This window comes from Parafrankia sp. BMG5.11, assembly GCF_004337455.1.
Map to the genome: position 1 here is coordinate 35565 of NZ_SJXI01000067.1, position 16321 is coordinate 51885.

Here is a 16321-nt window from a genome sequence, read left to right on the forward strand (position 1 = left end):
AGGGCGACCGCCCCGGCGGCCGTACCCTCCGGCCGCCGTGGCCGGGCCGTGCTCCGCCCGCCCGGCGCCCGGGTCGATCGGAACTCGGTGTTCTGCAGTTCTGTGTTCAGCGGGACGAACGAGCGCGCGACGAGGTTCCCAGATCACCGAGCGTGCCACCACCAAAGGCTCACCACCCCAGGGGCCACTGTCACCCAAACGACACATCGCCCGAACTCGACGTGCGGCGGGCGATGTGGTGGGCACACCGTCAGAAACGAGCGCCATCGAGGCTCCCAGACCGGCGCAGCGACCCGTCCGACGTCACCCACCGGACACACCACAGTGTCTACGAGAGCAATACTCGCCGCGGAAGGTTAACCACCGGAGCAAGCCGGGAACATCGGTCAGGACCGTGACCATCGGGACAGCACAGGCAGACCCACCACAGAGACAACGTGGGCCCATCCGGTGGTTGCATGCAGTTCACGTGGCGGTGTCACCGAACGCCATGTACAGGGTCGACCATTGAGTCGTGGTTCGTCTGGATAAGGTCCCCATGATGATCGGACGTTCAGTAGGCCGGGTTGTCATCACTGACGCGCGCCCGGTCGTCTCCTGTGGCCAGTGGCCGTCGCGGGCGGTGGAGGGGGAAACCCTCACCGTCAGCGCGACGGTCTTCCGTGAGGGGCATGACCTCATCGGGGCCAATGTCGTTCTTTCCGGCCCCGACGGCCAGGGAGTTCCGTTTACGCGGATGAAACTCGCCGGCGCGGGCACGGACCGCTACGAGGCCGATGTCGCCATGGGCCGCGAGGGCCTGTGGGGCTATCGCGTGGAGGCCTGGGCTGATCCGCTGGCCACCTGGCGGCACGGCATCGAGCTCAAGGTCGGTGCCGGCCAGACGGTGGACGAGCTGGCGGTCGACTTCGAGGACGGCGCGCGGCTGCTGCTGCGCGCGCTGCCCGGAGTGCCCGAGCCCCGCCGGGTCGACATCGCGCGGGCCGTCGCGGTCCTGCGCGATGACAACGTGACGGATCCGCACGAGCGCATGGCCGCCGCCTGCTCCCCGGAGCTGGCCGGTCTGCTCGACGAGCACCCGCTGCGCGAGCTCGTGACCCGCACCCCGTTGTACCGGGTGTGGGTGGACCGCGAGCGGGCGCTCTACGGCAGCTGGTACGAGCTGTTCCCCCGGTCCGAGGGTGCGAGCCTCGACCCACCGCGATCGGGCACCTTCCTCACCGCCGCGGAACGACTGCCGGCCGTCGCCGCGATGGGCTTCGACGTGGTCTATCTGCCACCGATCCACCCGATCGGCGAGATCAACCGCAAGGGCCCGAACAACACCCTCACGCCCGGCCCGGAGGACCCCGGTTCACCGTGGGCCATCGGCAGCTCGCAGGGCGGCCACGACGCCGTCCACCCGGATCTGGGGACCCTGGACGACTTCGACCTCTTCGTCGCGCGGGCCCGCTCGCTCGGCATGGAGGTCGCACTCGACCTGGCGTTGCAGTGCGCGCCGGACCACCCCTGGGCGAAGCACCATCCGGAGTGGTTCGTCGTGCGCAGCGACGGCTCGATCGCGTACGCGGAGAATCCGCCGAAGAAGTACCAGGACATCTACCCCCTGAACTTCGACGCCGACCCGATCGGTCTATATCACGAGATTCTGCGGGTGGTCCGGTTCTGGACGGCCCGCGGCGTCCGGATCTTCCGGGTGGACAATCCGCACACGAAGCCGGTCGAGTTCTGGGAGTGGCTCATCGGCCAGGTCAAGGCGACCGAGCCGGACGTGCTGTTCCTGGCCGAGGCGTTCACCCGCCCGGCGATGATGCACACGCTCGCCAAGATTGGCTTCACCCAGTCCTACACCTACTTCACCTGGCGCAACGAGCGCCGTGAGCTGGAGGAGTACGCGCAGGAGCTGGTCGACGCGGCGCACTACATGCGGCCCAACTTCTTCGTCAACACCCCGGACATCCTGCCCGGGTTCCTGCAGACGGGCGGGCCGGCGGCGTTCCGCATCCGGGCGGTGCTCGCCTCGATGCTCTCCCCGACCTGGGGGGTGTACGCGGGGTACGAGCTGTACGAGAACTCCCCCGTGCGGGCCGGGAGCGAGGAGTACCTCGACTCGGAGAAATACCAGTACAAGCCGCGGGACTGGGCCGGCGCGGAACGCGCCGGGGCCTCGCTGGCGCCCTACCTCACCCGGCTCAACCAGATCCGGCGCGACCACCCGGCCCTGCACTGGATGCGCAACCTGCACATCCACGAGTCCGCGACGCCCGAGATCACAGTCTTCTCCAAACGGCACACCACGGCCCGGGCGGGCGGACCCGCCCTCGGCCGCCTCCGCCCCGACGACGACCTCGTCATCGTCGTCGTCAATCTTGACCCGCATTCGGCCCGGGAGACCACCGTGCGACTGGACATGCCCGCTCTCGGGCTTGACTGGGGCGACCGCTTCGAAGTGCACGACGAGATAACCGGCGCCACCTACCAGTGGGGCCGTGAGAACTACGTCCGCCTGGAGCCGACCGAGCCCGCCCACATCCTGACCGCGCGGCGCCTGCCGTGAACGAGTCGGAACCGTTCGCGGAGCAACCGCTGCGCGAGACCGCGGCCGAGGGCGGCGACACGGGGACGTCCCAGGACCCACTGTGGTTCAAGCGGGCCGTGTTCTACGAGGTCCTCGTCCGCGGCTTCGCCGACTCCAACGGCGACGGCACCGGTGACCTGGCCGGGCTGGTCTCGAAACTGGACTACCTCGAGTGGCTCGGCGTGGACTGCCTGTGGCTGCTGCCCATCTACTCCTCGCCGCTGCGCGACGGCGGGTACGACATCAGCGACTACTTCCAGATCCTCCCCGAGTTCGGGGACCTGGGTGACTTCATCAACCTCGTCGACGAGGCGCACCGGCGCGGGCTACGGATCATCGCCGACCTGGTGATGAACCACACCTCCGACGCACACCCGTGGTTCCAGGCGTCCCGCTCGGACCCGGACGGGCCGTACGGCGACTTCTACGTCTGGTCCGACACCGACGAGAAGTACCCCGACGCCCGGATCATCTTCGTCGACACCGAGAAGTCGAACTGGACCTGGGACCCGGTGCGCGGGCAGTACTACTGGCACCGGTTCTTCTCCCACCAGCCCGACCTCAACTACGACAACCCGGACGTCCAGGAGGCGATGCTGGAGGTCCTGCGCTTCTGGCTCGACCTCGGCCTCGACGGGTTCCGCCTGGACGCCGTTCCCTACCTGTACGTGCGCGAGGGCACGAACGGGGAGAACCTGCCGGAGACGCACGAGTACCTGCGCCGGGTCCGCAAGGAGATCGACGCCAAGTACGCCGACAGGGTCATGCTGGCCGAGGCGAACCAGTGGCCCTCGGACGTCGTCCAGTACTTCGGCAACGACGACGAGTGCCACATGGCCTTCCACTTCCCACTGATGCCGCGCATCTTCATGGCGGTGCGGCGGGAGTCGCGCTACCCGATCTCGGAGATCCTGGCGCAGACCCCGGAGATCCCGCCGAACTGCCAGTGGGGCATCTTCCTGCGCAACCACGACGAGCTGACCCTGGAGATGGTCACCGACGAGGAGCGGGACTACATGTACGCCGAGTACGCGAAGGACCCGCGTATGAAGGCGAACATCGGGATCCGCCGACGCCTCGCCCCGCTGCTGGACAACAGCCGCGACCAGATGGAGCTGTTCACCGCCCTGCTGCTCTCCCTGCCCGGCAGTCCCGTGCTCTACTACGGCGACGAGATCGGTATGGGCGACAACATCTATCTCGGTGACCGCGACGGCGTGCGCACCCCGATGCAGTGGTCCCCGGACCGCAACGCCGGGTTCTCGACAACCGACCCGGCCCGGCTGTACCTACCGGTGATCATGGACCCGGTGTACGGCTACCAGGCACTGAACGTCGAGGCCGAGCAGCGGATGCCGACGTCGTTCCTGTCCTGGACCAGGCGGATGATCGAGGTCCGCAAGCGGCATCCCGTCTTCGGGCTCGGCACCTACGAGGAGCTCGGCGCGTCGAACCCGTCGGTCTTCGCGTATGTCCGGGAGTTCGGTGACGACAGGGTGCTCTGCGTCGCGAACCTCTCCCGGTTCGCCCAGCCCGTCGAGCTCGACCTGCGGAGATTCGCCGGCCTGGTGCCGGTGGAGCTGCTCGGCCGGGTCCATTTCCCACCGGTCGGCGAGCTTCCGTACCTGCTGACACTGCCCGGTCACGGACACTACTGGTTCGCTCTGTCCAATCCGGGGGAATTCACTCAGTAGACGTCAGGACAGCCGTCAGGACATGCGGCTGGACGCGCCGTACGGCTGGCGTCGCCCGCGCGGTGTGTCCGGGCGGAACCGAACCGGGCCGAACCCGGTCGGTTCGGTCTTGATCTCCGGGCCGGACGACGCCAGGATTCACTCCTCCGGTGCCGCGCGGTTCTCCACATCCCGGGCGGCACCCAGGCCGGAGGAGAGCCGCGGAACACGGCGGGGCGGCTCGACGCCGATGACGAAGTGAAAAGTGACGCGCAGGGAGGTCGGGCATGACGGACCACCACTCCGAGCTCACGGCCCTGCTCTCGGACTGGCTGCCCAGGCAGCGCTGGTTCGCGGGCAAGGGCCGGCCGGGCGGGAGGCTGCGCGTCGGGCAGGACGTCCGCCTCAGCCTCGACGCGGCGGTGAAGGCGGCGATGCACCTGCTGGTGGTGGAGGTCCGCTACGACGACGGCGGCCTCTCCGACCACTACCAGGTCCCGGTGGTGATCCGGCCGGACGCCCCCTTCGGCCACGAGGGGTTCCTCATCGGCGAGTCGTCGGTGGGCCTGGTCTACGACGGCCTGCACGACTCCGACGGAAGCGCCGCTCTGCTGGACTACCTGCGCCGGGGCGCGAGCCGCGAGGGGCTGACCGCGACGGCGGTCGAGTCGTTGGACGACCTGCCCGCGCACGCGGTCGGCGCCGAGCAGTCGAACACCTCGATCGTCTACGGCGACGCCTACATCCTGAAGGTCTTCCGCCGCCTGTGGCCCGGGACGAATCCCGATCTGGAGATCACCCGGGTTCTGGCGCGCGCCGGCAGCGAGCACGTGGCCCGGCCGGTGGCCTGGCTGAGCGGGCAGCTCTCCGGCGTCCCGACGACCTTCGCGTTCATGCAGGACTTCCTGCGCACCGGCGCCGAGGGCTGGCTGCTGGCCCTGGCCAGCGTCCGCGACCTCTACGCCGAGGGCGACCTGCACGCCGACGAGGTGGGCGGCGACTTCGCCGCCGAGGCCGAGCGGCTGGGCGCCGCGACCGCCCAGGTGCACCGCGACCTGGCCGCCGCGCTGCCGACCCGGCCCGCCGACGCCGCCGCGCTCGGCGAGGTCGCCGACTACCTGCACAGCCGGCTCGACGCCGCGCTGGCGGCCGTGGCGGAGCTCGCGCCGTTCGAGGCCGCACTGCGGACCGCCTACGACGAGGTCCGCCGCGCCGACCACGCGGCGCCGTTCCAGCGCATCCACGGCGACCTGCATCTCGGCCAGGTGCTGCGGGTGGAGTCGGGCTGGGTGCTGTTCGACTTCGAGGGTGAGCCGGCGCGGCCGGTGCCCGAGCGGACCCTGCTCGAATCCCCGCTGCGCGACATCGCCGGCATGCTCCGGTCGTTCGACTACGCGGCCCAGTCGATGCTGCTCGAGCGCTCCGACGAGCCGTCGCTGGCCTACCGGGCGCTGGAGTGGGCCGACCGCAACCGGGACGCCTTCTGCCGCGGCTACGGCGCGGTGTCCGGCGCGGACCCCCGGGACGGCGGCGCCGTCCTGCGTGGTCTCGAGCTCGACAAGGCCGTGTACGAAGTGCTCTATGAGGCGCGCCACCGGCCGGGCTGGATCAGCATCCCGCTGCGTTCGGTCGAACGGTTGACCGGCGGGCGACCCACTGAGCTCCCCGCGCCCTGAGTGGACAAACGCCCCGTGCGCTGAGCGAACAGCGCTCCCCGCGCCCTGAGCGACACGCCGAAACCCACCGGGGGGCGCCTGGGTGGGACGCGATCTCGACGACGAGAGAAGGACAGGTGGCCGGAGTGGACGACCCCGACGACACGAGGCGGACCGGATCCGTGAACGGGCGCCCTGACTCGGTGAACCTGTCGAGGTTCACCGACACCGCCGTCGTGGACCGGCCAGGCGTTGTAGAGAGGACCGGCGCCACGGACAGGACCGGTGGCGCGGATCCGGCGGCCCCGAGCGGTGCTCCGGAACCGACCGCCGCGGCCCGCCCGGCCGGTGCCCCGGAACCGACCGGCACACCGGACCCGGCGAGCGCGCCCCCGCTGGGACTGCCCGGGGAGGTGCTCGACCGCCTCGCCGGCGGCGCGCACCACGACCCGCATGGCGTGCTCGGCGCGCACCCCACCCGGGGCTGGACACTCATCCGCGCGCTGCGCCCCGACGCCACCGCCGTCACCGTCCTCGTCGACGGGACGCGCCACCCGATGACGAGGCTGCACAGCGGTGGGATCTTCGCCGTCGCCGTGCCCGGCGGCATCCCCGACTACCGGTTCGAGGTCACCTACCCCGACTCGACCCACGTGGTCGACGACCCGTACCAGCACCTGCCGACGCTCGGCGAGATCGACCTGCACCTGATCGGCGAGGGACGTCACGAGCGGCTCTGGCACGTCCTGGGCGCGCACGTGCGCCGCCTCGACCGCGGGCCGGGCGGCGGCGCCGGGACAGTCGCGGGGGTCAGCTTCGCGGTCTGGGCGCCGAACGCCCGCGGTGTGCGGGTGGTCGGCGACTTCGACTTCTGGGACGGCCGCGGCTTCCCGATGCGCTCGCTGGGCTCGTCGGGCGTCTGGGAGCTGTTCGTCCCCGGTATCGGGGCCGGCACCCGCTACAAGTACGAGATCCTCGGCTCTGACGGCGTGTGGCGGCAGAAGGCGGACCCGCTTGCCTTCGCCACCGAGCAGCCCCCGGCCACCGCCAGCGTGGTCCACGAGTCGAGCTACACCTGGGACGACGCGGCCTGGCTCGAGCGGCGTGCGAGCATCCCCTGGCACGCCGCGCCGGTCAGCATCTACGAGGTGCACCTGGCCTCGTGGCGGCGCGGCCTGAGCTACCTCGAGCTGGCCGAGCAGCTCGTCGAGTACGTGCGCGAGAACGGCTTCACCCACGTCGAGATGCTGCCGGTTGCCGAGCACCCGTTCGGTGGCTCCTGGGGCTACCAGGTCACCTCGTACTACGCGCCGACGTCCCGCTTCGGCAGCCCGGACGAGTTCCGGCACCTCGTCGACGCGCTGCACGCCGCCGGGATCGGCGTGATCGTCGACTGGGTGCCCGCCCACTTCCCCCGGGACGCCTTCGCGCTGGGCCGCTTCGACGGCACCCCGCTCTACGAGCACCCCGACCCGCGCCGCGGCGAGCAGCCCGACTGGGGCACCTACGTCTTCGACTTCGGCCGGTCCGAGGTGCGCAACTTCCTCGTCGCCAACGCGCTGTACTGGCTGGAGGAGTTCCACGTCGACGGGCTGCGGGTCGACGCCGTCGCCTCGATGCTCTACCTCGACTACTCCCGGCCCTCGGGCGAGTGGGTGCCCAACGCGCACGGCGGCCGGGAGAACCTGGAGGCCGTCTCGCTGCTGCAGGAGGTCAACGCGACCGTCTACCGGCGGGTGCCGGGAGCGATGATGATCGCCGAGGAGTCGACGGCCTGGCCCGGCGTGACCCGCCCGACCCACCTCGGGGGCCTCGGCTTCGGCTTCAAGTGGAACATGGGCTGGATGCACGACACCCTCGACTACTCGTCGCGGGCGCCGCTGTTCCGCACCTACCACCACCACCAGATGACGTTCTCGCTGATGTACGCGTTCTCCGAGAACTTCGTCCTGCCGTTCAGCCACGACGAGGTCGTGCACGGCAAGGGCTCGCTGCTGCGCAAGATGCCGGGTGACCGCCGGGCCCAGCTGGCCAACCTGCGGGCGCTCTACGGCTACATGTGGGCGCACCCCGGCAAGCAGCTGCTGTTCATGGGCTGCGAGTTCGCCCAGGACAACGAGTGGAGCGAGGCCACCTCGCTGGACTGGCACCTGCTCGGCGAGGCCGGGCACGGCGGGGTGGCCCGCCTGGTCCGCGACCTCAACCACACCTACCGGGAGATCCCGGCCCTGTGGGAGCGCGACTCCGATCCGAGCGGCTTCTCGTGGATCGACGCCAGCGACGCCGAGAACAACGTCTTCGCGTTCGTACGCTGGGGTGAGGACGGCGAGCGGGCGCTGGCGTGCGTGACGAACTTCGCCGGCGTCGGCCAGGTCGGCTACCGCCTCGGCTTCCCGTTTCCGGGCCGCTGGCGCGAGGTGCTCAACACCGACGCGCTCGACTACGGCGGCGGCGGCATGGGGAACCTCGGCGGGATCACCGCGGTGGCGGACCCGTCGCACGGCCTGCCCGCCTCGGCGGCCCTGTCACTTCCCCCGCTGGGCACCGTCTGGTTCGTGCACGAGCCGGCCGACGGCGGACCTGCCGGCGACGGAACTTCTGCCGACGGGCAGGCCGACAACGAGCTGACCGCCGGCGAGCCGGCAGACGGCGTGCGGTCCGACCCCGAGGCCTGACAGCCGGGCCCCGCCGGGGCGACCGGTCCTCGTCGGACTCGGCCTCCCCGGCGGCACACCGCGGCTCCGCGGTGACAGCAGTGTCAGACAGACGTGCTCAGAACAGGGCGGCGGCGAGGGCCCGCCGGGCCGGGGCGACCGCCGGCTCGCCGTCGCCCAGCGCCTGGAACAGCCCGACCAGATGCGCCCGCAGCTTCTCCCGGTCGTCGCCCGAGGTGCGGCGGACGAGGTCGACGAGGCGGCCCAGGCCGGTGGCCGGGTCGCCCTGGGCGATGGTCAGGTCGGCCACCGCGAGCGCCGCCTCGACGTCGTCGGGGTTCTCCGAGAGCCGCTGACGCAGCCAGGCCGGGTCGTAGCCGCGCACCCGCCGCAGCAGCTCCACCCGGGCCAGGCCGAGGGTGGCGTCCGCGTCCCCGGGGGCCTCGGCGAGCTGGGCCTGGTAGGCGGCGGCCGCCGCGTCCAGGTCGCCGGTGGCCATCGCGTCCTCCGCGGCGGCGATGTTCGGCGGCAGCGCGGGACCGCCCTCGGCTCCCGCCCCCGGCAGCCCGCCCATCGCCTCCCCGACGACGCTCAGGAGCTGGTCCAGCCAGCCGCGCACCTCCCGCTCGGGGACCGCGCCGGTGAACTCTCCGATGATCCGACCGCCGACCACCGCCTTGACCGCGGGGATGCCCTGCACGCCCGCGGCCTGCGCGAGACCGGGGTTGGCGTCGACGTCCACCTTGGCGAGCACCCAGCGACCACCGTCGGCGGCGGCGAGGCGCTCCAGGACGGGGCTGAGCTGCTTGCACGGCCCGCACCACTCGGCCCAGAAGTCGATGACCACGGGAACCTGCATGGAACGGTTCACGACGTCCTCGGCGAACGTCGCCTCGGTCACGTCGATCACGACCGGGCCGGCGGCACCGGCGGGCGCCGCGCCGCCGGGAGAGCCGCCGGGGCCGGCCCGGCCGGCCGGGGGCGCCGGCGGCTGGGCCGGCTTCGGGTCTAGGGGAACCGCACCGGCGAGCCGTAGGCCGCCGAGGGTGTCGGGCATACTGCCCGGCCCGCCCCTGCGCGGCGAGCCGGGTGGGACAGGTGACCTCCGCTGCATGTCTCCATCGTTACACCCGGCGGTCGCGGTCAGGACGCCCCCGGGCCACTTTTCCGCGCGTGGTCACCCCGGTGGCAACACCCGGACACCCGGAGACCGGAGACCCGGCGCCCGGCCTCAGCCGCCGGCCAGGTGGCGCTCGACGCTGGCGACCTTGGCGTGCAGCGCGTCGCTCACGCCTTCACGCAGATCAGCCTTGAGCACCAGGCTCACCCGTCCACACCGGGCCGCCACGGCCTCGGTGGCCCGCCGTACGACGTCCATCACCTCGGCCCACTCGCCCTCGATGATCGTGAACATCGCGTTGGTCTCGTTCGGCAGGCCGGAGTCGCGTACGACCCGGACCGCCTCGGCGACCGGAGCCGAGACGTCCTCGCCGAGACCGATGGGAGTGACGCTGAAGGCAACAAGCATGTGGACAGGCCTACCATGCCTCGCGCTGCGGACACGGAGGTCCGTGCTGGTTCCACGCGGAGTCGAACCATGGGTGCCCACCCAACCGGAGAGCCATTTTTCGCGACGAACCCGTCACGGGATGTTGATGCTAGGTGAGAATTGACCGGAGTTCACCAAACCCGGGACAACGCGCGCTGACGGTACGCCCTACCATGACCCGCCGTGGGGTGGATGCAGACTTATGACGAGGCAGACGAGGCTTAGGTGGGGCTGAGTACCCTGCTCGACACGCTGACCGACCTGGTGGTGGTCGTCGGCGGTGACGGGCGTGTCCTCGAACTCGGCGCGGCCGCGCGCGCGTTCGTGGGAGACCGGATCGGCACGGCGCCGCACCTGCACGACCTGTCCGACGTGGTCGATCCCGCGTGCCGGGTCGAGCTCGCCGGCCCGGTGTCGCAGGCACTGGCCCGGACGGGCGTGTGGCGGGGCACCGTCTCGCTGATCGACCTGGCCGGCACGACCGCGCCGTACACGGTCACGGCGCGGCTGGACCCGGCCGGCGGGATGGTCATAGTCGCCCGCGACACCGTCGATGCGCGTGCCCGCCGGGCCGCCGAGACCGAGTCGCGGTCCAAGGACGAGTTCGTCGCGCGGCTCGGCCACGAGCTGCGCACACCGCTGAACGCGATGCTCGGGTTCGCCCAGCTCCTCGAGCTCGAACCGCTCACGCCCGACCTGCACGAGGACGTCGAGCGCATCATCACCGGCGGCCGCCACATGCAGGCCCTGATCGACGACGTCCTCGACCTGGCGCGGCTGCGCGCCGGGCGCGGTGACATCAACAAGGGGCCGGTGAACGTGCTGGACATCGTCCAGGGCGTGGTCGAGCTGGTCGAGCCGCTGGCCGAGCGCCGCGGGATCCGGCGGATCATCCATCCGGCCCGGCCGCTGATCGCCGACGCGGACCGCCGCCGGCTGTGGCAGGTCCTGCTGAACCTGGTCGGCAACGCGCTGAAGTACGGCCGGGAGGGCGGCAACGTCCGGGTCGGCGTGGTCCCGGTCACCGGTTCACGGATCCGCATCGAGGTGGAGGACGACGGGATCGGGCTGTCCCCGTCCGCGCTGTCCCGGCTGTTCCGGCCGTTCGAGCGCCTCGGGGCCGAGGACACCGGAGTCGAGGGCAGCGGCCTCGGTCTGGCCCTCTCCCACGCCCTTGTGACGGCGATGGGCGGTGTTCTGACGGTTGCCAGCAGGCCCGGGGTGGGCAGCGTCTTCGCGGTCGTCCTGGACGCCGTGGACGTCCGTTACGACCACACCGAGGATGACCCGGACGACTTCATGGGCGACGGGCAGCTCGAGCCGGGTGGCCTTCGTGTGGTCCATGTCAGCGGCGACCCGGGGCTGCGCGCCCTGGTCAGCGACACCCTGGCGAGCGCGCTCGGGGCGGACACCATCAGCGTGCCGCGCGGGGCCCTCGCGGTCGAGGCCATCCGGCGGGCCCGCCCGTCGCTGGTCCTCCTCGACCGCGACCTGCCGGACGTGACCGCGGTCGACCTCCTCCCCCGGCTGGCCGCGGACCCGGTGGCGGGCACCGTCCCCGCCCTGGTGCTGACCACCGAGGTGGACCCGGACGAGTGGACCCGCCTGCGCCAGGCGGGCGCCGTACAGGTCCTCGGCATGCCGCTGGACGTCACCTCGCTGATCGCCGCCACCTCGCAGCTCACCACCGCCTGACGCCTGGAGGGCGGCCGGCTGTCAGCTGGCCGCCCTGGCAGCTGACCGTCGCGTCACCCGGAGCGCGGGAGGTGGGGGTCGGGGATGGCGGCCAGGAGGGTGGCGGCCGCGGTATAGGGGTCGAGGCGGCCGGAGGTGACCTGGCGGGCCAGGTCGGCCAGCTGGGCCGCGCCGTTGAGCCTGCCCAGCCGGGCCCGCATGCCGGCCAGGGCGATCTGGGAGATCTCCTCGGCCGCGCGGTGCAGCCGGCGGCGTTCGAGCTCACCGGACGCCCGCAGCCAGTCGTGGTGGCGCTCGATCGCGTCCAGGAGCTTCGGCACGCCCTTCCCGGTCGCGGCCTCGAGTCGCACGACCTCGGGCCGCCAGCCGGCTTCCGTCTCCCCACCGGCCGCCGTGCCACCGACCGCCCTGCCACCGGCCATCCGGACGGCGGCGACGAGGTCGCGGTAGGTGTGGTCGGCGCCGGGACGGTCGGCCTTGTTGACGACGAGGATGTCGGCGATCTCCATGATGCCGGCCTTGGCCGCCTGGATCCCGTCCCCCATGCCCGGGGCGAGCAGGACCAGCGTGGTGTCGGCCAGCGAGGCGACATCCACCTCGGCCTGGCCGACACCGACGGTCTCGATCAGCACGATGTCGAAGCCGGCCGCGTCGAGGACCCTCAGCGCCTGTGGGGTGGCCCAGGACAGCCCGCCGAGGTTGCCCCTGGTGGCCAGGGAGCGGACGAACACGTCCGGGTCGGTGGCGTGCTCGACCATCCGGACCCGGTCGCCCAGCAGCGCGCCGCCGGTGAACGGGGAGCTCGGGTCGATCGCGAGCACGCCCACCCGCAGCCCGCGAGCCCGGAAGGCGCCGACCAGCGCCGAGGTGGACGTCGACTTCCCCACCCCGGGAGCCCCGGTCAGACCGATCACCCGGGCCCGGCCGGTGTGCGGGGCGAGCAGGGCGCTCACCTCGCGCAGGGCGTCGGATTCGTCCTCGACGAGCGAGATCAGGCGGGCCACCGCGCGCCGGTCACCGGCCAGGGCGGCGGTGGTGAGCTCCGCCGGGCTCGGGCGCGCGGCGCGCGCCCGCCCGGCTGGAGCGACCCCGGCGGAGCCCGCGCTCACGCCGGAGCCCGAGCTCACGCCGGAACGCGCAGCACCAGGGCGTCACCCTGGCCGCCGCCGCCGCACAGCGCCGCCGCGCCGATGCCGCCGCCGCGACGCTGCAGCTCGAGCAGGAGGGTGAGCGCGACCCGGGTGCCGGACATCCCGACCGGGTGGCCGACCGCGATCGCGCCGCCGTTGACGTTGGTGATGTCCGGGCCGATCCCCAGCTCGCGCATCGACTGGATGCCGACGGCCGCGAACGCCTCGTTGATCTCGACGAGGTCGAGGTCGGCCGGGGTCAGCTTCTCCTTCGCCAGGGCGGCGAGGATCGCGTTCGACGGCTGGGAGTGCAGGGACGAGTCCGGGCCGGACACGTAGCCGTGGTGGCCCACCTCGGCGATGATCGGCAGGCCCAGCTCCTCGGCCTTCGCCCGGCTCGTCACGACGACCGCGGCCGCGCCGTCCGAGATCTGGGAGGCCGAGCCGGCGGTGATCGAGCCGGCCTTGTCGAACGCCGGGCGCAGCTTGGCCAAGCTCTCCGCGGTCGTCTCGGCCCGGACGCCCTCGTCCGCGCTGACGACGATCGGGTCGCCGCGGCGCTGGGGCACCTCGACCGGGACGATCTCGTTCTCGAACAGGCCGTTCTTCGCCGCGGCCGCGGCCCGCTGATGGGACCGGGCGCTGAACTCGTCCTGCTCCTCGCGGGTGATGCCGTAGCGGGAGTTGTACCGGTCTGTCGCGAGACCCATCGACACCTGGTCGAACCCGCAGGTGAGGGCATCCACCGCGATCGAGTCCGTCAGGGTGGTGTCGCCGTACTTGACGCCGCCACGCAGCGCGGGCAGCAGGTGCGGCGCGCGGGTCATCGACTCCATGCCACCGGCCACGATGACGTCGTACTGACCGCTGGAGATGTAGAGGTCCGCCAGCGAGATGGCGTTCAGGCCCGACAGGCACACCTTGTTGACGCTGGTGGACGGCACCGTCATCGGGATGCCGCCCTTCACGGCGGCCTGGCGGGCGGCGGCCTGTCCGGCGCCGGCCTGGATGACCTGGCCCAGGATGACGTAGTCGACGGCGTCGCCGGCCAGCCCGGCCCGCTCGAGCGCGGCGCGGATGGCGATACCGCCCAGGTCGACCGCGGTGAAGTCCTTGAGGGCGCCGGAGAGCTTGCCGATCGGGGTGCGCGCACCGGCCACGATGACAGAACCAGGCATGGACGCCTCCTAGGTCACGGGTACCGGCTCGCGCGGCACCGGCCCTGCACGATTACCCCCGCGATATGCCGCGAGGCTACCCCCGCGATGTGCCGCGACCGCGTTCCGCCGGCCACGACAGCCGGACGGGTGGGGAGAACAAAACTCTCCCAGCAACAATAACGTGATCTTGGTGGACGCGCCGGGGGTGCCGCCCGCCGGAACAGCCCCAGGGCGGCCCTGTGTGACGAACATCGCCCGCCGCGCCCGGAGGAGCGGCGGCCGGGAGGAGCGGCGGCGAACCACGGCGGCGGTCAGGACGAACGGGCCGTCGGCCTACCGGTCAGGAAGAACGGACCGGTGGGCGGACCGGTCAGGAAGAACGGACCGGTGGGCGGACCGGTCAGGAAGAACGGACCGGTGGGCGGACCGGTCAGGAGAAGACGCCGCAGGATGCCCGGAACTGGCTGTTCGCGCCCGACGCCGGCATCTGGGTGGTCGTGCCCTGCCCGGCCGTGACCAGCCCCTCCAGGGTGAGCTGGAGCGGGGTGGTGACGACCTGGAAGTCCGTTCCGACGGTCGACGACGTGCCGGCGACGAGCCGCATCCCGGTCTCGTCGCAGCCGAAGCCGAAGCCGGCGTTGTCGCGCTGGCCGGCGGACAGGCGCACTCCGGGGCCGAGGGTGACCGGCGCGAGCACGTCCCGCGCGGCGTAGCGGAGCATCGTGTACTCCTCGATGCCGTCGCGGGTCGCGGTGCGGACCAGAATCTCGGCGAAGCCGTCGACGTTCGCGTCCACGACGGCGTGAACCGTCGGAAGCTGCAGGCCGGGCAGGTCGACGCTGGTGGTCCTGCCACTGCGGGAGAGGGTCACCTCGATCTTCGAGGTCGTCTCGTTGACCCGGACCGGGTCGCCGATCCCGTCCCCGTCCACGTCGCTGGCGCCCGCCGGCCGGGTAACGGGGGTGGGCAGGTCCGCAGCACCGGAGCCGCCAGGCCCCGGCGTCGAGCTCGCGGGCGGGCTCGACGGGCTCACGGTGGACGGCGGGGTCGTCGCCGCCACCGACGGGCTGGACGTCGCCCGCGGCGGCCTGGTCGAGCCGGGGACGCCGTTGCCGCCGTTCGAGCCGCCAGACCCCCCGGTGGACGGGGTCGCCGGCCGGCTGGTCTCGGAGAGCACCGAGGACACCAGCGGCGGTGCGGCAGGCTCGACGACCTGCTGGTTCGACGACTTCGGCCGGACCGCGACGATGGCCAGGACGATCAGGGCGGCCATCGCCACGCCACCGGTGGCCATCAGCGGCAGGCGCCACCAGCGGCGGCGCTCCACCCCGGCCCGGATGCGGTGCAGCGCGTCGGGGGACGCCCGCACGGGCTCCACCGCCGCCCGCAGCAGGCGGGTGAGCTCCTCCGGTTCGAGCCCGCTGCTCACCGCAGGCCCTCCAGCTTGCCGCTCAGTGCCGCCAGCCCCCGTGACGTGTAGGCCTTCACCGACCCGACGCTGCAGCCCATCACCGCGGCGGCGTCAGCCTCCGACATGTCCGCGTAGTAGCGGAGCACGACCGCTTCCCGTTGCCGTCTGGGCAGCTCCCGCAGTGCCTGGACGACGGCGGCCCGCTCGACCAGAGAGTAGGCCCCCTCTTCGGCGCTCGCGGCGTCGGGCATCGGCTTGGGGGCGTGCTTGAGAGCGACCAGTCGACGCCGGAGGGTGGACCGTGCGAGATTGACCACCGTCTGACGGAGGTAGGCCAGGGCCTTGTCCCGGTCCTGGAGCCGACCCCAGGCACCGTGCACCCGGATGTAGGCGTCCTGCACGACCTCCTCGCACAACCCGATGTCATCCAGCAGCAGTGCCGCGAGACGGACGAGGGATCGGTAGTGCTCGGAGTACAACGCCGTCAGAGCGGCGTCGGCGTCCCGCGCGACGGCGCTACGGGCGGCGTCGCTCCGCGCAGGCACGGGCCGCCACCCTTCCACGACTGTCATGGGCGCGGTCACGCAAAGTCTGACGCGCGCCGACCCTCCAAGGTTGTCCCAGAAGTTCTATCGCGTCGCGCGGCACGCCGACACCCCTCAGTTCTCCTGGCCCGCCGACCTGCGGGTCGTCCACCACGCCGGGCGGCGGAGCCCCGCCACCGGGCACCCGACAGACGCCGGAGGTAGATCGAGAATGAAGCGGATCCTCGAAGCGATCATGGCTGGTGGGGGGCGTTCGCCGGAGCGGCGGGCG

At 72.1% G+C, this 16321-nt stretch carries 12 protein-coding genes; 6 read left to right on the forward strand and 6 right to left on the reverse strand.

Features of this window, described 5'->3' with window-relative positions; genetic code table 11:
- Positions 1 to 538 precede the first annotated feature (538 nt).
- From E0504_RS37045 to glgB, 4 genes are all read left to right on the forward strand, one after another.
- Positions 539 to 2557 carry an alpha-1,4-glucan--maltose-1-phosphate maltosyltransferase gene (locus tag E0504_RS37045; protein WP_112109411.1) on the forward strand — a complete coding sequence of 673 codons (2019 nt, stop codon included), beginning with the start codon at positions 539 to 541 and terminating at the stop codon, positions 2555 to 2557.
- Positions 2554 to 4272 (forward strand): maltose alpha-D-glucosyltransferase, encoded by a 1719-nt coding sequence (gene treS / locus E0504_RS37050; protein ID WP_071065997.1) that lies wholly within the window; start codon positions 2554 to 2556, stop codon positions 4270 to 4272. The genes E0504_RS37045 and treS overlap by 4 nt, the downstream gene beginning before the upstream one ends.
- A 266-nt stretch (positions 4273 to 4538) precedes the next feature.
- A complete protein-coding gene (locus tag E0504_RS37055) occupies positions 4539 to 5927 on the forward strand; it encodes an aminoglycoside phosphotransferase (protein ID WP_112109410.1) in 1389 nt (462 codons plus the stop codon).
- A gap of 125 nt (positions 5928 to 6052) precedes the next feature.
- Positions 6053 to 8581, forward strand: a complete 2529-nt coding sequence (gene glgB, locus E0504_RS37060; protein WP_131626772.1) for a 1,4-alpha-glucan branching protein GlgB — start codon at positions 6053 to 6055, stop codon at positions 8579 to 8581.
- 97 nt (positions 8582 to 8678) lie between these two features.
- Here glgB and E0504_RS37065 read toward each other — a convergent pair whose 3' ends face one another.
- Complete coding sequence (locus E0504_RS37065) at positions 8679 to 9617, reverse strand: tetratricopeptide repeat protein (RefSeq protein WP_112109408.1); 939 nt, start codon at positions 9615 to 9617, stop codon at positions 8679 to 8681.
- A gap of 174 nt (positions 9618 to 9791) precedes the next feature.
- Positions 9792 to 10088 carry an MTH1187 family thiamine-binding protein gene (locus E0504_RS37070; protein WP_020458684.1) on the reverse strand — a complete coding sequence of 99 codons (297 nt, stop codon included), beginning with the start codon at positions 10086 to 10088 and terminating at the stop codon, positions 9792 to 9794.
- Between the two features lie 246 nt (positions 10089 to 10334).
- Here E0504_RS37070 and E0504_RS37075 point away from each other — a divergent pair, with 246 nt between their 5' ends.
- Complete coding sequence (locus E0504_RS37075; protein ID WP_112109407.1) at positions 10335 to 11804, forward strand: hybrid sensor histidine kinase/response regulator; 1470 nt, start codon at positions 10335 to 10337, stop codon at positions 11802 to 11804.
- Positions 11805 to 11857: 53 nt separating this feature from the next.
- Here E0504_RS37075 and meaB read toward each other — a convergent pair whose 3' ends face one another.
- The 4 genes from meaB to E0504_RS37095 all read right to left on the reverse strand — a co-directional run bounded on the left by meaB (position 11858) and on the right by E0504_RS37095 (position 16077).
- Positions 11858 to 12913 (reverse strand): methylmalonyl Co-A mutase-associated GTPase MeaB, encoded by a 1056-nt coding sequence (meaB, locus tag E0504_RS37080; RefSeq protein ID WP_112109414.1) that lies wholly within the window; start codon positions 12911 to 12913, stop codon positions 11858 to 11860.
- A gap of 14 nt (positions 12914 to 12927) precedes the next feature.
- Complete coding sequence (locus E0504_RS37085; protein WP_112109406.1) at positions 12928 to 14112, reverse strand: acetyl-CoA C-acetyltransferase; 1185 nt, start codon at positions 14110 to 14112, stop codon at positions 12928 to 12930.
- A 412-nt stretch (positions 14113 to 14524) separates the two neighbouring features.
- Entirely contained in the window at positions 14525 to 15523 is a 999-nt protein-coding gene (locus tag E0504_RS37090; RefSeq protein ID WP_131626770.1) for a VCBS repeat-containing protein, read from the reverse strand.
- The gene (locus E0504_RS37095) at positions 15520 to 16077 is read right to left on the reverse strand and encodes a SigE family RNA polymerase sigma factor (RefSeq protein WP_050796088.1); all 558 of its coding nucleotides are present in this window, start codon (positions 16075 to 16077) and stop codon (positions 15520 to 15522) included. The genes E0504_RS37090 and E0504_RS37095 overlap by 4 nt, the downstream gene beginning before the upstream one ends.
- A 43-nt stretch (positions 16078 to 16120) precedes the next feature.
- Between E0504_RS37095 and E0504_RS51505 the strand changes: the two genes are divergently transcribed.
- The coding region (locus E0504_RS51505; RefSeq protein ID WP_207974651.1) for a hypothetical protein at positions 16121 to 16321 on the forward strand (201 nt) is incomplete at its 3' end.